Below are 15,142 nucleotides of genomic sequence, written 5' to 3'. Positions count from 1 at the left end.
TCGTGAAGCTGATGTATTTCAATCAATATAGGTTTATTTTAGAAATAGTATTTTTTAATCACAAATGAGATAATCTGCTTCTTCAGTAAAGAAAATCTTTAGTGTTATGAATTCACCAGTTTATTTGAATGCACTTCGTGCTTTTGAAGCCAGCGCACGCCACAAAAGTTTTTCTGCAGCGGCAAAAGAGTTAAATGTTACTCCCGCCGCAGTGGGGCAATTGGTACGTACACTCGAAGATTGGTTAGGCTTTCCTTTGTTTCATCGGCAAACTAATGGTAAAAATCGACTGGTCGCTACTGAACTGGCTGAATTAGTTTTACCGGATATTCGGGCGGGTTTTGATAAGCTCACTTTGGCTTTAGAAAAATTAAAACAAGATTCTCTATCAGGTGTTCTTAATATTGCAGTGAGTCCAGCATTTGCTGAAAAATGGCTGTTACCAAGAATTGATCATTTTCAAAAACAATATCCAGATATTGATATTCGTTTGGATATTAACTTGAAAACCGTAGATTTTTTAGAACAAAAAGTTGATGTGGGGGTGAGATATGGGCAAGGCCAATGGCAAGGGCTAGAAGCAGTTAAACTCATGGATGAAGAGGTTTATCCCGTATGTTCATCCGCATTTTTAAATGAACATTCATCGCTCTTAACCCCAAATGATCTGAAAAATATCACTTTAATTCATGATCTTTCTATGGAAAAACATCAACAATTTCCGGGGTGGCAATCTTGGCTAAAAAGTGTAGGCTTGAATGACATCAATATTAATCGTGGTATGCAAATCAACAGTTCATCTGCAGTTTTACAGGCAGCAATGGAAGGACATGGTGTTGCATTAGCGCGTAGTGTTATGGTGCAAAAAGATATACAAACCGGGCGTTTGGTACGATTATTTCCTCAAATTCACTTCTCATCGCCCTTTTCTTATTATTTGGTGTACCGACCGGAATACGCAAATTTGCCTAAAGTCAAAATCTGTCTGGAATGGTTTTTTGAAGAAATTCATCGAATATAAAATTAATCGTTAACCTGAGGTTAATAACAGCTCATCTAGGTTGATTGATCGAAATCCCATAAAGCGTTTTTATAGATTCAGAACAAAACTGCGATCTATAGGTAAACACATGGAAGGCTCAGTTCAGAATAAAGAACGGTTATGGACAAAGCGGCGTCATGCCAAACGACTAAAACTAGAGATGGCAAACCAATATACCGATGGTGTGGTCATTCCAACTCAAGACATTATTAAAGTTTTAGAAACCCTGATTACACAGGGTGACAAAGTTGTACTCGAAGGGAATAACCAAAAGCAAGCAGATTTTTTATCGCGTTCTTTGGCACAAACCAATCCAGATGTTTTGCATGATTTACATATGATTATGCCAAGCGTCGGACGTCCGGAACATCTTGATCTGTTTGAAAAAGGCATTGCGCGTAAGCTCGATTTTTCTTTTGCTGGCCCACAAAGTTTGCGTATTAGTCAGTTAATTGAAGATGGATTATTAGAGATTGGTGCGATTCATACTTATATCGAACTATATTCACGCCTTGTAGTCGACCTCATTCCAAATGTGGTGCTCTCAGCGGGCTTTATGGCAGACCGTCAAGGCAATATCTATACAGGCCCAAGTACCGAAGACTCTCCAGCACTTATTGAACCTGCGGCTTTTAGTGACGGTATTGTGATTGTGCAAGTCAATGAATTGGTCGATGACGTCTCTGATTTACCACGTGTCGATATTCCTGCCTCTTGGGTGGATTATGTGGTTGTGGCAGACCAGCCTTTTTATATTGAACCGTTATTTACTCGCGACCCAAAACATATCAAACCTGTTCATGTGCTTATGGCCATGATGGCAATTCGCGGAATTTATGAAAAGCATAATGTGCAATCGTTAAACCATGGGATTGGTTTTAATACTGCGGCAATTGAACTGATTTTACCGACCTATGGTGAGTCTTTAGGTTTAAAAGGAAAAATTTGCCGGAACTGGACACTAAATCCACATCCAACATTAATTCCAGCGATTGAAACTGGTTGGGTTGAAAGCGTGCATTGTTTTGGTACCGAACTCGGTATGGAAAAATATGTTGCAGCTCGACCAGACGTTTTCTTTACAGGTCGTGATGGCGCGTTACGCTCCAACCGCATGATGTGTCAGCTCGCAGGTCAGTATGCCGTTGATTTATTTATTGGTGCAACTTTGCAAGTTGATGGTATGGGGCATTCTTCAACTGTTACCAAAGGTCGTTTAGCTGGTTTCGGTGGTGCACCAAACATGGGACACGACCCGCGTGGCCGCCGTCATGATACACCTGCATGGCTTGATATGCGTTTACAAGGTGCCAGTGAAACTGAAACCTATTTGGCACGTGGTAAAAAGCTAGTTGTGCAAATGGTGGAAACCTTCCAAGAGGGTGGCAAGCCCACTTTTGTAGATCGTCTCGATGCGATTGATGTCGCTAAAACAGCAGGCCTACCTTTAGCCCCGATCATGATTTATGGCGATGATGTCACCCATTTACTGACCGAAGAAGGCATTGCTTATCTATATAAAGCAAGCAGCCAAGAAGAGCGCCAAGCCATGATTGCTGCGGTAGCGGGTGTGACCAGTATTGGTTTAACTCAAGACCCGAAAACAACAGCACGTTTAAGACGTGAAGGTCTGGTGGTATTCCCTGAAGATTTAGGTATTCGCCGCACCGATGCAACACGTGAGCTTTTAGCTGCGAAAAATATTGCGGACTTGGTGACATGGTCAGATGGTTTATATCAACCCCCTGCAAAATTTAGGAGTTGGTAATGATGGCACAAGTTCAATATCAAACGCTCAGCGATAGTCAGCTTTTGGCAAGTTTAGCGGTCGAGGCTTTAATTGATGAAGTGAATCTGACTCCTAAACCAGCCTTAGTCGACCGTCGTGGTAGTGGTGCACACGATGACCTGACTTTGGAATTAATGGAACGCTCTGCGAAAAGCTTAGCGCCCATGTTTGAGGAAATGGCTCAGGCAGCCATGCATCATGGAAAAGTCTGTTTAGCTTTGCGTGAAGACATTGGTGAAATTGGTCGCCAAGGTGAAAAGACCATGATGTTGACAACAGATGGTGTTAACACACACCGCGGTGCAATTTGGGCATTAGGGTTAGTGGTTACGGCGGCGGCATTGGCACGTACCAATCAACAATATTTATCGGCTGTTGAGCTATGTCAGTTAGCAGGTCAGATTGCCCAGCTTGAAGATCGTTTTATTCCAAAGCAGGCTTTAAGTCATGGTCAGCAGGTACAGAAAAAGTTGGGCGTCTTAGGTGCAAAAGAACAAGCTCAGCAAGGTTTTCCAACGATTGTTAACTTTGGTTTAAAGCAGCTTTATCAAAGCCGTAGTAAACCCATGAAAGAAGAGTTCGCTCGTTTAGATGCCTTGCTTGCCATGATGACTGATCTAACCGATACCTGTGTGCTTTATCGATCTGGAACAAATGGCTTAAAGCGTATGCAACAAGGTGCTCAGCAAGTACTAGATTTGGGGGGTAGCTCAAGCTTGGAAGGTCGACGTGCTTTGCATCTTTTAGAGATTGACCTACTTCGGATGAAGGCGTCTGCTGGTGGTGCCGCAGATTTGTTGGCAGCAACATTGTTTATAGATTGTGCTCAGCAGTCATCTTTAAAAAATAAAGAGGGATTTTGATGATGGAAACACTTCATTTTGAATTTGTGGCGACAGAGCCACCTGTAAAAAAAGCACTAGTAGGATGTGTTGGCTCGGGCGATTTAGAAATTTTGATGGAACCTGGTGAAAAGGGAAAAGCCTCTATTCATGTCGTTACCTCTGTAGATGGCAGTGCAGCTCGTTGGCACAATCTTTTTGAACGGATTTTTACTGCGCAAATACCACCTGCCGTCAATATTGATATTCATGATTTTGGTGCAACCCCCGGTGTTGTTCGTTTACGTCTGGAACAAGCTTTAGAGGAGATTGCTCATGACTGATATCGAGAGCTTGTTAAATAAACAAGATTTTATTGAACTCAGTGCAAGAGGACGTGCCAAGGCATTATTGGATGAAGGAACATTTAGAGAGCTACTCGATCCATTTGCACGTGTTATGTCGCCTTGGCTCGTTAAGCAGAATATTGTGCCGCAAGCCGATGATGGTGTAGTGATTGCAAAAGGATCTATTCAAGAACGACCAGTAGTTTTGATTTCAATTGAAGGCTTATTTCAGGGTGGAAGCTTAGGCGAGGTGGGCGGTGCCAAAATTGCGGGTGCCTTAGAACTTGCGGTTGAAGACAATCTGAAAGGCATTCCAACAGCTGCAATTTTACTATTAGAAACGGGTGGTGTTCGCTTACAAGAAGCAAATCTGGGCTTGGCTGCAATTGCTGAGATTCAAGCTGCAATTGTGAACTTACGTCAGTATCAACCCGTGATTGGCGTGGTTGCAGGTAGTGTAGGGTGCTTCGGTGGTATGTCAATTGCAGCTGGACTATGTAGCTATATTGTAATGACACAAGAAGGACGTTTAGGACTAAATGGCCCACAGGTGATCGAACAAGAAGCTGGTGTACAAGAATATAACGCCAAAGATCGTCCATTTATATGGAGTATTACGGGTGGTAATCAGCGCTTTACTAGTGGTTTGGCAGATGCTTATGTAGACGATGATCGCCAGAAAATTCGTCAGCAAGTCATCGATTATTTAACTCAAGGCGTACCTCATCAGCATCGTAGTTCAAATTACTCATTTTATTTAGAAAAGCTACAACAAGTTGATACTGCTGAGCAGATTACCCCAGCACAAGTTCAAGCTTTGTATCAAGGAGAGCAAGCATGAATATCGCCGTTGATACATTAAAAGCATCTATTCGTGGTGCACATTGGTTTAAAGCACTCACGCAAGGCTTTAAGGCAGTTGAAGGTTTTCCAGCTTCGGTTTGGGTGGCTGATGGTCAGATTGATCAGCAAGCAGTACGTGTGATTGCAGTTGTCCAAGACAGTAATAATCTGTTCCCGCGAGCGAGGCAAGGTGAAGTTGGCCTTTTGGAAGGTTGGAGCTTGGCAAAAGCGGTTGATGAGGTGATTCAAGCTGATGCGCATGCCGAGACTAAACGCGGCATTTTATGTCTGGTTGATGTACCTAGTCAGGCCTATGGTCGCCGTGAAGAATTATTAGGTATTCATCAAGCTTTAGCTAGTGCAGTAGACAGCTATGCCAGAGCTAGACTAGAAGGTCATCCTATTGTCAGTTTATTGGTTGGTAAGTCGATGTCAGGCGCTTTCTTAGCGCATGGTTACCAAGCCAATCGTATTATTGCCTTAAAAGATTCAGGTGTTATGGTGCATGCAATGGGTAAAGAATCTGCTGCACGTGTAACCCAACGGTCGGTTGATGAGTTAGAGCAATTGGCCTCCAGCATTCCGCCAATGGCTTATGACATTGAAAGTTATGCAACGCTTGGTTTGTTATCTGAACTGTTATCTGTTGAAAACCCTGAACAACCTACAACCGCTGATCTTTCATTAGCGAAGCAGGCAATTGCACAAGCATTTAAAGAGATTCATGCTGATCAATCTAGAGGACTGGAACAGAGACTTCACGGCGCAAACCGTCAAATGTCAAAGAAAGTCCGTGAGTTATTGCGTGAGCAATGGTCATGAAACTTGAGCTTGAAGCCCATGATTTACTGTGGGGCATGACGGTCGATTGCTTGGCTGATGATGCTCCGTTTTGGGTGAAAGAGGTGTTACTACGAGGCGATCCTGTTGTGGTTCGACGGGCAATTACCCCTGTAGATCAGGTGGCTGTGGGGGTTAGAGGACAATTTCGTCATCAACGATATGCAGCTCAAATGCCAAGATCTGCTATTAACAGACAGCTTAAACCCGAAGCACTGACTCATGTAGATACGCAGCAATTTGCACACTTGGCAGAACGTTTACAGACCATTTCCAGCATTATGAAAAACTTTTCAGGATGTTGGGGATATACAGGAAGTTTCGGGTTTGAACTGGCAACGGGTATTAAGACAGTTACTCAGCAAAGTGACATAGATTTGTTGATTCGAGCTGAACAACCTTTTGCCAAAAAGCAGGCGATTGAGTTACTCGAAAATTTTCAGCAAGCAGGGCTCAATGTGGATATACAGCTTCAACTTCCACAAGGTGGTTTGGCGTTAAAAGAATGGGCTGGGAACAGTGGAAAAGTTCTATTGAAACGTCTTGATGGTGCTGTTTTAGTAGAAAACCCATGGAATTAGGGAATAGATATCATGGCTTCAATTTGGGTATATCCGGGACAAGGTGCGCAACGAAGCAATATGTTGCACGACTTACCTCAAACCGCACTGGTTAAAGAATACCTTGAGCGTGCATCGGATGCACTCAAAGAAGATGTCTTGATGTTAGATAGTCCGGCTGCATTTCAATCGACACGTGCAGTACAGCTTTGTTTACTGATTTCAGGTGTGGTGAGTTCAGCTTTATTAACAGCGGAAAACTTAACACCTGATTATGTTGCGGGTCTATCGATTGGAGCATGGTCGGCTGCAGTTGTAGCAGGAGTTCTAAACTATGAAGATGCAGTTCGTTTGGTTGATTATCGAGGTGAACTCATGCAAAACGCCTATCCAACAGGCTATGGCATGACTGCTCTGATTGGTACAGACCGTGCAGCTGTTGAAACATGGGTCAAACAGATTTATGAAATAACGCCAGAGGTGTTTGTCGCAAATATTAATGCACATAACCAGATCGTTATTTCAGGAAGCTTTGAAGCCATGAACCAAGTTGCTGTTTTGGCAAGGCAACAAGGCGTGGTGGCAAAAAAATTAGATGTATCGGTGCCATCGCACTGTGAATTATTAAGTCAGCAAGCAAAGCAACTTGCAGCGTCTATGGAGGGAGTCACTTTAAAGCCACCTAAAATACGTTATTTAAGTGGTACAACGGCTCGTACGCTTGGCAGACCAGAACAGATTGGTGATGACTTGGCTTTTAATATGAGTCGAACTGTAGATTGGGAAAGTACCATCCAAGCTGCATGGGAGCGAGGTGTAAGGTTGCAGATAGAAGCTTTACCGGGAACGGTACTTACTACACTTGCACGTCGAACGTTTAAAGAAGGAACTGTATTGTCATTTCAGGGAACACGTTTAGACAGCATTCAATTAGCAATGCAAAACGAAAATAATGCTTCTTTGTAATTACAATATAAATTAAAAATTGAGTAATAACCCAAGGATATGAGGGATTTATAATGATTATTTATGGAACAGCAATATTAGCGATCTGTCATTTATTAGGTGACTATCTTGGCAATACCCTAGGAATGCTATTAGGCGTTAAAGCGAATGTCGGTGGAGTTGCTATTTCGATGATTCTGTTGATTTTATCTAAAGAATTATTGGCAAAAAAAGGTTACTTACCTCAAGTCACACAATTTGGCGTTTTGTATTGGTCTGGTATGTATATTCCGATCGTGGTTGCGATGTCAGCGGGTCAAAATGTGGTTGCAGCTTTATCAGGTGGCATATTAGGGCTAATTGTCTCTATTGCATCGTTAATTGGTACGGTTTTAGTCATCCGTTATTTAAATAGAATTAGTGGCGACTATGAAACTTATGAATGGACAATAGAAACCAAAGAAAAAATAGCCTAAGCAAACATAAACTACAAAAAGTTCAATCAAAAAGGAATTAAATGATGGACGCTATAATTGCTGTGTTATCAAAAAATGCATTAGTTACTGCTCTTGCAGTAACGGGTTTAATGATGTTCGTTTCCCATTTACTTTCAAAATATTTGACGAAAGGAAAACTACAAAGTTCTGCAATCGCGATTACTTTGGGTTTGGTTGTTGCTTACTTTGCCGGAGTTTATACGCAGGGAACCAAAGGTGTTTCGGACATCGCTATTTTTTCTGGCTTTGCGTTATTGGGTGGAGCCATGATTCGTGATTTAGCGATTGCTTCAACTGCATTTGAAGTTGATGTGAAAGAAGTGAAGAAAGCAGGCAAAATTGGTCTAATCGCATTAATGCTTGGTTGCGTTGTGCCTTTTGCAATTGGAGTTTTGGTCGCATGGAGTATGGGCTATAGAGATCCAATTTCGATGACAACAATCGGTGCAGGCGCAATGACTTATATTGTTGGTCCAATTACAGGAACCGCAATCGGCGCGAGCTCTGATGTGATCGCACTTTCTATTGCAATTGGGTTAATCAAGTCAGTTTTCTTTATGGTAGGGACTCCACTGCTTGCGAAATTTATGTATCTAAAAAGTCCACGCTCTGCCATGGTATTTGGTGGTTTAGCAGGAACAACCAGTGGCACTGCTGCAGGCCTAGCTGGCACTGATGTACGACTTGTACCTTATGGAGCTTTGGTTGCAACCTTCTATACAGGACTTGGCTGTTTACTTGGACCTTCTGTATTTTTCTTAACGGTTAATGCAATTTTTGGATAAATTTTTGAAAATCGCACAACGGCAATTCATTATTCTTTAATAAGTTGCCGATATTTATCTTTTAAAATTAGAGGCAAACATTCGACATTCAGCAATCAGAGCAAGTAAGTTAGGGTCGCGTTCTTTACTTTTTAAAAAGACGAGACCAATTTCTTGTTGCATATGATATTGCTGTTTTAAAGGAATAAGTTTGACCGAACTTTCATAAACAGCAGAAATACGACCAGGTAGTAGAGCAAAACCGACACCTGAGCTAACCATACTAATGAGGGTAAAAATATCATTGACCTGTAAAGCAACTTTAGGTGAAAAACCAGCTTTTTTAAAAATGATGTCGCTGTCGTTATGAGTGGCAAAACCCTTAGTTAAAGTTAAAAAAGTTTCTTCTTTTAAAAGGCTTAAATCAATATCTTTAAACTCGGCATATTTAGAATCTTTATTGACTGCCAAAAAAATATCGTCTGAAAACATTGGCAAAATTTCAAAGTCATCATCTTGGGTGGTTTCATTTAAAGCCACGATAATCGCATCAAGCTCTGTCGCTTTAAGCTTTTTCACCAAATCCTGATTTGAACTGAGTAGGAGTTGAATATCAAGCTCACTACGTCTGAGTTTAAGTCCGCTAATCACATTTGGAATTGTGTTTACAGTCAGAGAATAAAGCGAACCTAAATGTAAAACTTTGGCTGCAAAGCCAGCAGCTTCTCTGGTTTTATTTACAGTGATAAAAATGTCTTGTACGATTTTCTGTGCGCGTTCTTCAAAGACATAAGCACTTTTTAAAGGAATCAGATTACGACCTTCATTTTTAAAAAGAGGACAACGTAAAGCGCTTTCTAAAGAGTGTAGTGCTTTATGAACACTGACATTACTCAGCTGCATTTCTGTGGCTGTTTTAGACAAATTTCCACAGCGCATAAAAGCTAAAAAAATCTGTATTTTTTTAAGAGTGAGTTCTTCATCAATTTCCATATTAATTCCTTGAACCTGTTTCCCTTAAAACTATAGATTTGAGCTATAAAGTTACCACAAAATAAAGTCTATAAAATTGTGCTTAGGTCGAAGTATTTCTTTAGATACTTGCTTAAACTTTTTGTTGAATGGTTTTAATCACTTGATCTAATGCATTTTGAATTTTAGTGTTCCATTCAAAAGAACAATTAATTCGTAAATAATGTTGCTGTGCAGGTAAAACACTAAACAGAGGGCTTGGTGCAACGCCAATATCTTGCTGAATCAACGCTTCATAAACTTGCATACTGTCTAGGGTGCTGGGAAGTTTGACCCATAGAAAATAACCACTTGGGTAGTAATACACTTCGCAAGAGCTAGGTAAATGCTGCTTTAAATAGTGATAAAACTGCTTTTTATAACGCTCAAGGGAAAGTCTAAGTGTACGCAAGTGCTTTTCATAATGATGATGAGATAAAAACTCAACCAATGCATTTTGAATGAGTGCATTGACTGAAATGGTACTCATAAGCTGCAAGTGTTGAATATGGTCTGAAAACTTACCCGCATAGACCCAACCGACCCGAAAACCAGCACCTAATGTTTTAGAAAAAGAAGAGCAGTGAAGCACCAGATTTTGTTGGTCAAAATACTTCATCGAAAGTGGTTTTTGGCCGCCATAAAAAAGCTCTTCATAGACATCATCTTCAATCAAATAAATTTGGTGTTCGTGAAGCAACTTGGCAATTTTATATTTAATGTCATCACTAACTGTGAAACCAATCGGGTTATGGGCATTCAACATGAGCCAACACACCTTGATTGGATATGTTTGAATGACCTGTTCAAAAGCCTCTAGGTCAAAACCATGTTGCGGATGTTCGGGAATGGTAATCACTTTAAGTCCTAAACGCTCGGCGGCTTGCCAAGCCCCATAAAACACAGTTTGCTGTAATAAAATATAATCACCGGGTTGAGCGACAGCTTGTAGTGAAAGGTTTAGTGCATCCAAACCACCTGATGTAATGACAATGTCATTTGGATCGGTCTGTATGCCTTGCATACAGTAGCGTTGAGCAATTAATTTTCTTAAGGATAAATTACCAGGAGGCAAACTGGTTGTCTGGTCATAACTTTGTCTTTGACGGGCCAGCTGTCCCATAATTTGAATAAGTTTGGGGGCTGTTAGAAGTTGACTATCAGGAAAAGCTGAACCAAAAGGTACGACAGATTCATGTTGAATTGACTTAAGATATTTAAAAACTAAGGAATTAATTTCAATTTTAGAATTCAGTGAAACAACTGAATATTGCTCTAAAGGTTTAAGTGCAATTTGCTCGGCAACAAAGTATCCAGATTTTTCTTTTGAATAGATCAGACCTTGTGATTCAAGCTCCTGATAAGCATTCATTACGGTCATTAAACTAAAGCCGGAGCGTTGTACCTGATCTCTTAATGAAGGTAATTTTTCATGTGCATTTAAAGTGCCGCTCTCAATGAGTTGGCGAATGCTATGAGCGAGTTGTTCTGATTTATACATGTATGGCTGCACGAAATAAAAAAAGATGCACTTAATCAATAATAAATGCCGTTTGCAGAATCTACAAACGGCATTTGTTTAGAAAGTTGGAATTACTTTAAGTAAGGGGCTGCATAAATCAATATCACTTTAAACAATCCCGCAATCACAGCTAAGGCTAAAAAACCACCGAGCCATAGCAGAATAAACCATTGGGTTTGATTGAGTTTAACGGATGACTTTTTCATAAAACCCTCCATACTTAATGGTAACCTTCATCACCTACACGCACTTTGTCACGGAATACCCAATAAGAGACAATGGTGTAAGCAATAATAATTGGAATCAGAATTAACGCACCGACCAAAGCAAACATCTGGCTTGAATGAGGCGCTGCTGCCTGCCAAATGGTAACTGATGGTGGAATAATATAGGGCCATAAACTAATCACAAAACCAGTAAATGCAAGGAAAACGAGTGCCAATGTATATGCAAATGGTTTAAGGTCATGATCCTGCTTTTTACATGCTGATAAAATCAGACCAACAAATAATAAGACCAAAATAGGTACAGGGCTAAAATAGAACAGATTTGGTAAAGAGAACCAGCGATCTGCAATTTCAGGATGAGTCAACGGCGTATATAAACTTACGCCCCCAAAAATAATGAGCAGTGCAATAATCAGCTTTGGCATAAGCTCATACATGCGTTGCTGTAAGCCTTTTTCAGTTTTTAAAATCAGCCATCCGCAGCCTAAAGTGGCATACATGGCAACTACGCCAATACCTGTAAAGATTGTAAACGGGGAAAGCCAATCAAAAGACCCACCAGCAAAAATACCATTTTCGGTTTTAATCCCTTGAATATAAGCACCCAAAATAATCCCTTGTAGGAAGCTGGTTAAAACCGAGCCCCAAATAAAAGCCAAGTCCCAAAGATGCTTGGTACGATGAGCTTTAAAACGGAATTCAAAAGCAACGCCACGGAAAATCAGGGCAATGACCATGAAAATAATAGGTAGGTAAAGCGCTGATAAAACTGTTGAATATACCAATGGGAAGGCAGCATATAGACCAGCACCACCGAGTACCATCCACGTTTCGTTACCATCCCAAACAGGAGCGACGGTATTCATCATGACGTCACGTTCTTGGCTATTCTTAATGAAAGGGAACATAATCCCGATTCCTAAGTCAAAGCCATCCATGACCACATAAATTAAAACACCTAAACCAATAATACCGACCCATATTAAAGAAAGATCAATCATGATGTTTCTCCCCAGATTTTTGATTATCGTCAATGTTTTCATCGACAGCACTGAGTGGACGCATTGGTGTTTTAAAGTGTCCAACGCCCCCAGATTCAATAGTTGGTGTATCGATAAATACAGGGCCTTTATTAATGAGTTTTAAGGTGTAGTAAATACCGCTACCAAAAACGATGGTGTATACCACTACAAAAATAAAGAGACTTAGACCCACCTGATCTGCAGAAACTGTATGTGAAAGCCCGTCTTTAGTTCGCATAATGCCATACACCACCCACGGTTGACGCCCAACCTCAGTGGTTACCCAGCCTGCAAGCATGGCGACATAACCAGATGGTCCCATCACCAAGGCAAATTTATGGAACCACGAAGTTTCATAGAGTTTTCCACGCTTACGTAACCAAAGTGCAATTAAAGACAGAGTGACCATGAGTACACCAAGACCCACCATCACACGGAAGCTCCAGAAAACAATCGTTGAATTTGGACGATCTTCAGGTGCGAAATCTTTTAAGCCTGTCACTTGGCCATCTAAGCTATGCGTTAAAATTAAGCTACCCAAATAAGGAACACCCACTTCAAAATGGTTTCGTTCTTCTTTCATATCTGGAATTGCAAATAGCAATAATGGCATCGGCTCATTGTGATTGGTTTCCCAGTGACCTTCCATTGCTGCAAGTTTAGCTGGTTGATGTTCACGGGTGTTTAAACCATGGTTATCACCAATTACCACTTGTAAACATGAAGTCACAAGCACCATCCAAAGACCCATCGAGAACGATTTTTTTACCAATTCATCACGACGGCCTTTTATTAAATGCCATGCAGATGTTCCGACGACCAATAATGATGAAACTAAGAAGGCGGCAGCACCCATGTGGGCAAAGCGGTAAGGGAAGGACGGGTTAAAGACAATAGCAAACCAGTCTTTTGGCACAATAATGCCATTTTCGATGGCAAAGCCTTGAGGGGTTTGCATCCAGCTATTAGAAGATAAAATCCAGAACATGGAAATACATGTTCCGATGGCAACCATAAGCGTTGCAAAGAAATGGGCTCGAGGACCAACACGCCCCCAGCCAAATAACATAATGCCTAAGAAGCCTGCTTCTAAGAAGAAGGCACTCAAGACCTCATAGGTCAGTAAAGGACCAGTAATACTTCCGGCGACACGTGAAAATTCACTCCAGTTGGTACCGAACTGGTAACTCATGACCACGCCCGAGACCACACCCATACCAAAGGCAACGGCAAAGATCTTAATCCAGTATTTAAATAGATCTTTATAAATCGGGTTTTGGGTTCTTAACCATTTCCACTCTAACACTGCTAAAAAGCAGGCAAGACCGATGGAAGTGGCCGGAAAAATAATATGGAAGGATACTGTAAAAGCAAATTGTATTCGCGCTAATTCTAGAGCGGTTAGACCGAGGCTCATAAACTTTCCCCCTGTGAACTAGCTGATGATGGTTGAATGAGTTAAATACTTATTTTCAGGCAACAAAGTATTTTGACGATTAAACTTGCTTCTGTGATAAGTGTTCTTAGCAAGTAAAATGCCAACAGGGTTAAGCAATATAATTGCTTGATATTTCAAGAGAATAGACTGATTGATTGTTCTCAATCTGTTAACAAAGTTTATGTTTGATGTTGCATTTGTAAAAAAGCATGTTGCATTGAAACATTGATGAAATATCTGGCGATATGCAATAGATCGTCTCATGAAAACTACCTACCTTAAGAAGTTTCATTAATCATGCACTTACTATTTTTGTATATGTAGATACAGAAATTTTTTATAAAACTATAACAGTCTGGAGCTGTCTTGAGGTGTGCTATAGTTTTTTTTCAATTATCTGTAGCTATATATCCATTCTTCAAAAGTCCAAAATAAATGAACGAGATTTACGAATGGCCAAAATCACTTTCCAAAACAAAGTGAATGCGACTTTGGGTAATAAGCGCAGAATAATTTCTTCTTTTTTATTCCTTTGTTGTTTTGCGTGAGGTCTGGTTATTACGTGGGTTATTAAAGACCTGATTTAAGTGTAGCTCTTCTAAAATAGCTTGGATGTTAAAAAATGTTTATTACTTCTCAACTCAATGTCCTGCATAAAATTATTAAAAATCAGCCTATTTCTGCATCTATATTGGCTCAGTTAGAGCAAACCTACGTTAATTTTGAAGCTACTTTATTAAGAGCGAAAGTACTCAGAGACTTTTCCAAAGCTGAAACTGTATATTTAATCCAATCTCATATTGAGCCACATCAAAGTAGCGTGGCCTACCTATTTTCACCTTTTATTTTTGCAAACTTAAACAAGCCTGCCATTTATACGACACCTGCGACTGCACCTGTACTTTCTATTCTCAATAAATATTATCAAGCAGATAAAAAGGTGCTATTTAAGGTAGATGAAGTTTTAGAAAGTCTAAAAATTTATATAGATTTGGAACTTGCAGAGCTTAATGAAGTTGAGTTTATTTATTTAAGCTTAATCAAAGCTCTGTGTCGAAGTGACCTTTCTACAGTTTTTTTAATTACAAGTTTAGATATAGATATCAATCATTTAGAAGCTCTTGAGCAATTTCTAAAAGTCAAAATTTATTGGATTAAAACGACAAAAGATGAGGACTTAAAAAACTTTAATAGCTTAGAAATGCGGAAATTATTATTCAAAAATAAAGATGAAACCTATGTACAGCTATGTGCACAATTTGCTCGGATGAATGCGGAGCTTGTGGGACTGTGTGACACCTTCACGACGCATCAAATGACTCATTTAATTGATGATATGTTTTATTCAGAGCATATTTTCGAAAAACTATCTGTCTATTCAGAATATATGCAAACCTTATTGCAAAGTCAGCATAGTCTTAACAAGAAAGAGATCGCTTAGCATTGGCAGGCTTTTGTTGTGCGTTATATAAAG

Annotated in this window: 16 protein-coding genes; 11 read left to right on the top strand and 5 right to left on the bottom strand. The window is 40.3% G+C overall.

Annotation, left to right across the window (positions count from 1 at the left end; all coding sequences use genetic code 11):
* Positions 1 to 106: 106 nt before the first annotated feature.
* From gcvA to madM, 10 genes are all read left to right on the top strand, one after another.
* A complete protein-coding gene (gcvA, locus tag AWW73_RS12170; RefSeq protein WP_062849774.1) occupies positions 107 to 1,021 on the top strand; it encodes a transcriptional regulator GcvA in 915 nt (304 codons plus the stop codon).
* Positions 1,022 to 1,130: 109 nt separating this feature from the next.
* Positions 1,131 to 2,810: a malonate decarboxylase subunit alpha gene (gene mdcA, locus AWW73_RS12165; protein WP_062849773.1), complete on the top strand. Its 1,680-nt coding sequence runs from the start codon at positions 1,131 to 1,133 to the stop codon at positions 2,808 to 2,810.
* A complete protein-coding gene (locus AWW73_RS12160) occupies positions 2,810 to 3,694 on the top strand; it encodes a triphosphoribosyl-dephospho-CoA synthase (RefSeq protein WP_062849772.1) in 885 nt (294 codons plus the stop codon). Before mdcA ends, AWW73_RS12160 begins: the two co-directional genes overlap by 1 nt.
* Before the next feature lie 2 nt (positions 3,695 to 3,696).
* Complete coding sequence (locus tag AWW73_RS12155) at positions 3,697 to 3,996, top strand: malonate decarboxylase subunit delta (protein ID WP_000448951.1); 300 nt, start codon at positions 3,697 to 3,699, stop codon at positions 3,994 to 3,996.
* A complete protein-coding gene (locus AWW73_RS12150) occupies positions 3,989 to 4,840 on the top strand; it encodes a biotin-independent malonate decarboxylase subunit beta (RefSeq protein ID WP_062849771.1) in 852 nt (283 codons plus the stop codon). Before AWW73_RS12155 ends, AWW73_RS12150 begins: the two co-directional genes overlap by 8 nt.
* Positions 4,837 to 5,664, top strand: a complete 828-nt coding sequence (gene mdcE, locus AWW73_RS12145; RefSeq protein WP_062849770.1) for a biotin-independent malonate decarboxylase subunit gamma — start codon at positions 4,837 to 4,839, stop codon at positions 5,662 to 5,664. The genes AWW73_RS12150 and mdcE overlap by 4 nt, the downstream gene beginning before the upstream one ends.
* Positions 5,655 to 6,263 carry a malonate decarboxylase holo-ACP synthase gene (locus AWW73_RS12140; protein ID WP_081409606.1) on the top strand — a complete coding sequence of 203 codons (609 nt, stop codon included), beginning with the start codon at positions 5,655 to 5,657 and terminating at the stop codon, positions 6,261 to 6,263. The genes mdcE and AWW73_RS12140 overlap by 10 nt, the downstream gene beginning before the upstream one ends.
* A gap of 12 nt (positions 6,264 to 6,275) precedes the next feature.
* Complete coding sequence (gene mdcH / locus AWW73_RS12135) at positions 6,276 to 7,208, top strand: malonate decarboxylase subunit epsilon (protein ID WP_062849769.1); 933 nt, start codon at positions 6,276 to 6,278, stop codon at positions 7,206 to 7,208.
* Positions 7,209 to 7,261: 53 nt separating this feature from the next.
* On the top strand, positions 7,262 to 7,663 hold the full coding sequence (gene madL, locus AWW73_RS12130) for a malonate transporter subunit MadL (protein ID WP_031948058.1): 402 nt from the start codon (positions 7,262 to 7,264) through the stop codon (positions 7,661 to 7,663).
* Positions 7,664 to 7,707: 44 nt separating this feature from the next.
* Positions 7,708 to 8,469: a malonate transporter subunit MadM gene (gene madM, locus AWW73_RS12125; protein WP_000338775.1), complete on the top strand. Its 762-nt coding sequence runs from the start codon at positions 7,708 to 7,710 to the stop codon at positions 8,467 to 8,469.
* A gap of 54 nt (positions 8,470 to 8,523) precedes the next feature.
* Here madM and AWW73_RS12120 read toward each other — a convergent pair whose 3' ends face one another.
* From AWW73_RS12120 to AWW73_RS12105, 5 genes are all read right to left on the bottom strand, one after another.
* A complete protein-coding gene (locus AWW73_RS12120; RefSeq protein WP_000401810.1) occupies positions 8,524 to 9,441 on the bottom strand; it encodes a LysR family transcriptional regulator in 918 nt (305 codons plus the stop codon).
* A 112-nt stretch (positions 9,442 to 9,553) separates the two neighbouring features.
* Positions 9,554 to 10,960 (bottom strand): aminotransferase-like domain-containing protein, encoded by a 1,407-nt coding sequence (locus AWW73_RS12115; RefSeq protein ID WP_062849768.1) that lies wholly within the window; start codon positions 10,958 to 10,960, stop codon positions 9,554 to 9,556.
* Between the two features lie 92 nt (positions 10,961 to 11,052).
* Positions 11,053 to 11,187, bottom strand: coding sequence for a hypothetical protein (locus tag AWW73_RS18680; RefSeq protein WP_000749813.1), 135 nt, complete (start codon positions 11,185 to 11,187; stop codon positions 11,053 to 11,055).
* Positions 11,188 to 11,201: 14 nt separating this feature from the next.
* The gene (cydB, locus tag AWW73_RS12110) at positions 11,202 to 12,209 is read right to left on the bottom strand and encodes a cytochrome d ubiquinol oxidase subunit II (RefSeq protein ID WP_005076463.1); all 1,008 of its coding nucleotides are present in this window, start codon (positions 12,207 to 12,209) and stop codon (positions 11,202 to 11,204) included.
* Positions 12,202 to 13,647 carry a cytochrome ubiquinol oxidase subunit I gene (locus AWW73_RS12105; protein WP_031948060.1) on the bottom strand — a complete coding sequence of 482 codons (1,446 nt, stop codon included), beginning with the start codon at positions 13,645 to 13,647 and terminating at the stop codon, positions 12,202 to 12,204. The genes cydB and AWW73_RS12105 overlap by 8 nt, the downstream gene beginning before the upstream one ends.
* 643 nt (positions 13,648 to 14,290) lie before the next feature.
* Here AWW73_RS12105 and AWW73_RS12100 point away from each other — a divergent pair.
* Positions 14,291 to 15,109, top strand: coding sequence for a hypothetical protein (locus AWW73_RS12100; RefSeq protein WP_062849767.1), 819 nt, complete (start codon positions 14,291 to 14,293; stop codon positions 15,107 to 15,109).
* The last annotated feature ends 33 nt before the right edge of the window (positions 15,110 to 15,142 follow it).

It is taken from the genome of Acinetobacter lactucae, assembly GCF_001605885.1.
In the GTDB taxonomy this organism is placed as follows: Bacteria; Pseudomonadota; Gammaproteobacteria; order Pseudomonadales; family Moraxellaceae; genus Acinetobacter; species Acinetobacter lactucae.
Note: the sequence above shows the minus strand (reverse complement) of the source record. Positions and strands in the feature narration are given on the sequence as shown.

What these genes read in the sequence shown, in the direction of transcription:
- gcvA (WP_062849774.1), top strand. Translation starts at nt 107, where the DNA reads ATGAATTCACCAGTTTATTTGAATGCACTTCGTGCTTTTGAAGCCAGC.
- mdcA (WP_062849773.1), top strand. Translation starts at nt 1,131, where the DNA reads ATGGAAGGCTCAGTTCAGAATAAAGAACGGTTATGGACAAAGCGGCGT.
- AWW73_RS12160 (WP_062849772.1), top strand. Translation starts at nt 2,810, where the DNA reads ATGATGGCACAAGTTCAATATCAAACGCTCAGCGATAGTCAGCTTTTG.
- AWW73_RS12155 (WP_000448951.1), top strand. Translation starts at nt 3,697, where the DNA reads ATGGAAACACTTCATTTTGAATTTGTGGCGACAGAGCCACCTGTAAAA.
- AWW73_RS12150 (WP_062849771.1), top strand. Translation starts at nt 3,989, where the DNA reads ATGACTGATATCGAGAGCTTGTTAAATAAACAAGATTTTATTGAACTC.
- mdcE (WP_062849770.1), top strand. Translation starts at nt 4,837, where the DNA reads ATGAATATCGCCGTTGATACATTAAAAGCATCTATTCGTGGTGCACAT.
- AWW73_RS12140 (WP_081409606.1), top strand. Translation starts at nt 5,655, where the DNA reads ATGGTCATGAAACTTGAGCTTGAAGCCCATGATTTACTGTGGGGCATG.
- mdcH (WP_062849769.1), top strand. Translation starts at nt 6,276, where the DNA reads ATGGCTTCAATTTGGGTATATCCGGGACAAGGTGCGCAACGAAGCAAT.
- madL (WP_031948058.1), top strand. Translation starts at nt 7,262, where the DNA reads ATGATTATTTATGGAACAGCAATATTAGCGATCTGTCATTTATTAGGT.
- madM (WP_000338775.1), top strand. Translation starts at nt 7,708, where the DNA reads ATGGACGCTATAATTGCTGTGTTATCAAAAAATGCATTAGTTACTGCT.
- AWW73_RS12120 (WP_000401810.1), bottom strand. Translation starts at nt 9,441, where the DNA reads ATGGAAATTGATGAAGAACTCACTCTTAAAAAAATACAGATTTTTTTA.
- AWW73_RS12115 (WP_062849768.1), bottom strand. Translation starts at nt 10,960, where the DNA reads ATGTATAAATCAGAACAACTCGCTCATAGCATTCGCCAACTCATTGAG.
- AWW73_RS18680 (WP_000749813.1), bottom strand. Translation starts at nt 11,187, where the DNA reads ATGAAAAAGTCATCCGTTAAACTCAATCAAACCCAATGGTTTATTCTG.
- cydB (WP_005076463.1), bottom strand. Translation starts at nt 12,209, where the DNA reads ATGATTGATCTTTCTTTAATATGGGTCGGTATTATTGGTTTAGGTGTT.
- AWW73_RS12105 (WP_031948060.1), bottom strand. Translation starts at nt 13,647, where the DNA reads ATGAGCCTCGGTCTAACCGCTCTAGAATTAGCGCGAATACAATTTGCT.
- AWW73_RS12100 (WP_062849767.1), top strand. Translation starts at nt 14,291, where the DNA reads ATGTTTATTACTTCTCAACTCAATGTCCTGCATAAAATTATTAAAAAT.